This window comes from Deltaproteobacteria bacterium (genome assembly GCA_003194485.1).
Taxonomy (GTDB): Bacteria; Desulfobacterota; Dissulfuribacteria; order Dissulfuribacterales; family UBA3076; genus UBA3076.
Genome location: PQXD01000051.1, coordinates 1 through 4,480 on the forward strand (window position 1 = coordinate 1; position 4,480 = coordinate 4,480).

A 4,480-nucleotide genomic window follows, 5' to 3' on the forward strand; every position below is an offset into this window, starting at 1 on the left:
CCGGATTATAGCTTCTGAAATTGTAGTTCATGAGGCCCTCAAAAAGCAATTATCATGTTGAAATTATATAATATTTTACCGAATTCGGCCTCATTTTGCAACTAATATTTGCGGGACAGACTCTTTACCCAATAATATACTCTTCTCCAGTTCAACTCTTGTCTTTGGCAGGCTGGCCGGATATGTGCTCTGAAGAAATTCTAATAGCTTTTCACGCACAAGACAGCGGAGGTCCCAAGCCTTTGACGAATCAGCCGCGCTAACCAAGGCCCTTACTTCAATAGTCTGTTGAGCTGCATTAGTAACCTGCACGCCGCACACTTTCCCATCCCATAAGTCAGAGCCCTTGACTATCTTTTGCAGTTCTTTCCTGATAACTTGGACGGGAATAGTATAGTCCATATATAAAAATACTGTGCCCAATATATCGGCAGAAACTCTGGTCCAGTTCTGGAAGGGCCGCTCAATAAAATAAGTGATAGGTACTACCAGGCGCCTCAGGTCCCATACCCTGACCACTACATATGTAAGGGTGATCTCCTCGATCCAGCCCCATTCATTCTCTACGATTACTACATCATCCAGCCTGATCGGCTGCGTAATAGCAATCTGAATCCCGGCAAAAAGGGTGGCTATACTTTTCTGTGCTGCAAAGCCTGCAATTATTCCTATAACACCAGCAGAAGCCATTATACTGACACCCAACTGCCGTATTTTCTCAAAAGTCATTAATAAAGAAGAGATACCTATTATAAGGATAATGACGATGATTACCCGCTCAATCACCCGGAACTGAGTATAAATCTTACGGGCAGCCAGGTTATCCTTTTGGTCTACATCGAACCTGGATAGTATTATCTCTCTGATTACTGCAACAGTTCTTGTAGCCATCCAGGTAAGCGTACCTATAAAAGCAATGCCCAAAACATGCCGAAAGGCACCTGCCAGATCATCAGGAATACTCAAGACCGGGGCAAAAAGCATGAGACATAAAACCGGAAAGAGAAATTTTGAAGGCCGCTTGAGGTATTTAACCACCGCCTTACTGAAAATATCATCCGACCTCCGGCTCCAGCGGGCCAGGAACCTGAACAGTAATACACTTATAACGAGACCAACAGCTACCAGGCTGATAATATGGACGAGTGGATCGACATCCTTCAGTCCAAACGGAAGATTCAGGATATACATTTTTCTCTCCTCAAAATTTATTCTAACGGTGAAGACCGTGCCCATAGGACACGATCCAATTCAGTGGTTTTATTATCTGAACAATAATTGCTACTCCAGGGCTGGGTTACATAAACAACTCACCCGTTATATCCTGCCTTGAAGCGGTTGCCTTTTTCCGGGTTTCAAAGTTCACTCATTGCAGACCGAAAGAGGCGGTGCAATCCGGTCCCGCGATCGAAACCCGAAAAAGGCAAATGGGAAAATTCAGGAGATGAAGTATATGAAACTGCCAAAGCCAAAAACTCAAGGGAAAATTTCTTTAGAAACCGCTATCAAGCGTCGCAGGACCATCAGATCTTTTACTTCCAGGCCTCTTTCATTGGAACAATGCTCGCAACTCTTCTGGGCGGCTCAGGGTATCACGGAAGACAGGGGTTTCAAGAGGGCTGCACCTTCGGGAGGTGCCCTGTATCCAATGGATATTTATACCGTTGCCGGGGAGAATTGTGTAAAGGGACTGGAAAGCGGAGCCTATCATTACGACCCGAAAAGCCATGCTATTTCGCTTGTATCTGAAGGAGATATGAGAAATAAAGTGGCTGATGCGGCACTATCCCAGATGTGGATAGCCACCGCCCCCTTAAATATCCTGATTACTGCTGAATATTACCGGATAACCGGCAAATACGGCAAAAGGGGTGTAAGATACGCAGTTATCGAGGCCGGTCATATAGGACAAAATATCTTGCTACAGTCGGAAGCAATGGGTTTAGGGGCCGGTATAGTCGGGGCCTTCAACGATGAAAAAGTAAGACGGGTTATCAATATTCACCCGAACCATGAACCTTTGCTTATATTGCCTGTTGGCTATAAGGCCGAGGGATTATAGGCATAAGCGCTAAGTTGTTTTGTAAACGTTCACAGGTTAATTAAAAAATGAATGTCCAACATCGAACATCGAATGAAAAACAAATATCCAATACCGAACATTCAGCGACTATTTCTGTTTCTTTTCAGCCGTTTTGATACTCGTGACGAAAATCTTAATTAATTCTTCTGTTTCCTGTAAAATATCACTTAGCAGTTCAGGTTTTTTAATTAGCAGCCTTTCTTCCAGGTCATAGGTCTGTTTCTTCATCTTTTCCCATTCAACATTCGATGTTGGACGTTCGATGTTCGATGTTCATTAGTCCATCCGGTGCAAAAATAACTTAGCGCTTATGCCCTGGGTATCTGGATGATGTAGCCTTCCTCTTCTTCCAGTACCTTGACGTGGAGCCTGGGAAGATCCTTCTTGGCCGGGCCTGACAGGTATTTACCGTCCCAGGTGAAACGACTCTGGTGACAGGGACAGAGAAATTCCCTGTCTGTCTCTCGATAATTGACAATGCAGCCCAAATGAGTGCAACTGCGGGATACGGCCAGAGGCCCCTGATCGGTTTCAAAAAGGGCGAAGCGGGGCTCAAGCAGAAATTCTCCGGGCTTCAGTTTGCGTCTCAATCGGACTTCTATGGGCGGACGAAATCGTTTCTTTGCCACAAAGGCATAAACAGGGTAAAAGAGCCCCAGCCCAAAAGCCCAAAAGCCCGCTTTTTTCATCAAGTCCCGGCGGGTCATTTGCGATTGCAACGCAGCAGATGGGGTATTTTCAGCGGAATCATTTACGGAATATGGAGAAGATCAGGGTAAGGACTATACTCAAAAGTATAGAAGTGGCCAGGGGAAAATAAAGGGTGAAGTTACCCCGCCTGATTACAAAATCTCCCGGCAGCCTGCCCAGAAGGGGAATCTTTGGGCCTAACATCAGAAACAGTCCTGTTACTACAAACAGTATCCCCAGGATCAGCAGCATCTTGCCGAACTCAGGCAAGGGATTCATTATTGATTAACCTCTTTGTAAGGGTTCAAAGGTTCATGTTAAAAGACGAACGTCGAACATCGAATAAATTTAAGGCAGACGCGCATTTTTGTGAATGAATTTTTTTGATGATTTTGGCCGAATACTCAAGCAGCCGTTTCCCCGGGTCATATTTCTGTTTCTTTATTTTCTTCTATTCGATGTTGGACGTTGGACGTTCGATGTTCGATGTTCATTTTTTTTCCGTTCGATCTTTCTTCCGTTGATTTTGCGAGAATTCTCTTCTGCAATCTCTTTGCCCTCTTGCTGTAACGTTCTTCCTCGCTATAGATACAGCCGCAATATGGTTGCCTGTAAATCCCGAGTTCCCTTGAGATCTCTATACCCTCTACCCAGCCCTCACGAAAGTCCTGGTAATAGAATTCTACGCCGTAAGCAGAAGCAAGTCCCTTTCCGATATCACAAATAAGATCGTGTCTCTGGTAACGGCTGTAAAGCAGGGTTGTGGTGAAAGCGGGCAGGCCGAGTTCCGCGGTCTTTTGGGCAGCAGCTTCCAGGCGAATGCGGTAACACACGGGACAGCGTTCATCCGGGTCCCGTCTTGTTCCTATTTTGTTCAGCCATTCTCTTAGCCCGTATCCGGATTGATCCCACAATACCGGGAATTTGAACTTTTCCGCAGCCGTTTCCAGGGCCTCGACCCTGCGTTCATACTCCCTGAATGGATGGATATTGGGATTATAGAAGTACACGAGGGCCTTGATATCCTTTTTTTTGAGCTCTTTGACCGGGTACAGGGTGCACGGCCCGCAGCAGGTGTGAAGGAGAATTTCCATATAATTCTGCTCAAAATGCTAAGACCTTATCCGCCTCCATGACCAGCTCATAGAGGTCATCCATCCATCCGATCGGGCAAGTGCTTGATCCCTCCAGACCGTGGGATTTTGCACAGACCCCTCAAACATAAAAATCTCCCTTGAACATGTTGATTTGACCCATCACGTCAAAATCTTTGCTGCCGCTCTTTTCAAAAAGGACGCCTTTTCCGAGCATGAATACACTGACTTCATCACCTTTTCCTGTGCCCAGATTTGCCAGCCTCATCGCATTGTAGATGCTTTCGCCGTCCTCCGTACTGATAATTATGAGAACCTTCCTCATGATGGGATCTCCTTATCAACTTGTTTATTAAAAATTAAATATAGTATGAAGTACAAATTCCGTCAATCTGGCGTCCCGTGAGTCTATGGCACTGCCATCATAGATACAGATAAAAAATTTATTGAGAATTTATCTCAAATAATGGGTGTGCTGTTTGTCTTATCTGGATATTTCATATAAGATACAGGCAGCAAGCACCGGGTAGGCTGCTTGCCATACAATTACTGCCATTGGTCTGAAGATTCTTTCATAGAGCAACCATTTTTTGAGTCAACTCCTCAATTTTTC

At 45.0% G+C, this 4,480-nt stretch carries 6 protein-coding genes; 1 reads left to right on the forward strand and 5 read right to left on the reverse strand.

Annotated features, from left to right (window positions below):
- Positions 1-90 precede the first annotated feature (90 nt).
- Positions 91-1,191, reverse strand: coding sequence for a mechanosensitive ion channel protein MscS (locus C4B57_11660; GenBank protein PXF50799.1), 1,101 nt, complete (start codon positions 1,189-1,191; stop codon positions 91-93).
- Positions 1,192-1,444: 253 nt separating this feature from the next.
- Between C4B57_11660 and C4B57_11665 the strand changes: the two genes are divergently transcribed.
- The gene (locus tag C4B57_11665; protein ID PXF50804.1) at positions 1,445-2,062 is read left to right on the forward strand and encodes a nitroreductase; all 618 of its coding nucleotides are present in this window, start codon (positions 1,445-1,447) and stop codon (positions 2,060-2,062) included.
- Between the two features lie 329 nt (positions 2,063-2,391).
- Here the strand turns inward: C4B57_11665 and C4B57_11670 are convergent, their stop codons facing one another.
- The 4 genes from C4B57_11670 to C4B57_11685 form a co-directional block, all read right to left on the reverse strand.
- Positions 2,392-2,790 carry a hypothetical protein gene (locus C4B57_11670; GenBank protein ID PXF50800.1) on the reverse strand — a complete coding sequence of 133 codons (399 nt, stop codon included), beginning with the start codon at positions 2,788-2,790 and terminating at the stop codon, positions 2,392-2,394.
- 40 nt (positions 2,791-2,830) lie between these two features.
- A complete protein-coding gene (locus C4B57_11675) occupies positions 2,831-3,052 on the reverse strand; it encodes a DUF2905 domain-containing protein (protein ID PXF50801.1) in 222 nt (73 codons plus the stop codon).
- A 146-nt stretch (positions 3,053-3,198) separates the two neighbouring features.
- Positions 3,199-3,867 carry a hypothetical protein gene (locus tag C4B57_11680; GenBank protein ID PXF50802.1) on the reverse strand — a complete coding sequence of 223 codons (669 nt, stop codon included), beginning with the start codon at positions 3,865-3,867 and terminating at the stop codon, positions 3,199-3,201.
- Between the two features lie 121 nt (positions 3,868-3,988).
- Complete coding sequence (locus C4B57_11685) at positions 3,989-4,192, reverse strand: hypothetical protein (GenBank protein ID PXF50803.1); 204 nt, start codon at positions 4,190-4,192, stop codon at positions 3,989-3,991.
- Positions 4,193-4,480: the final 288 nt, after the last annotated feature.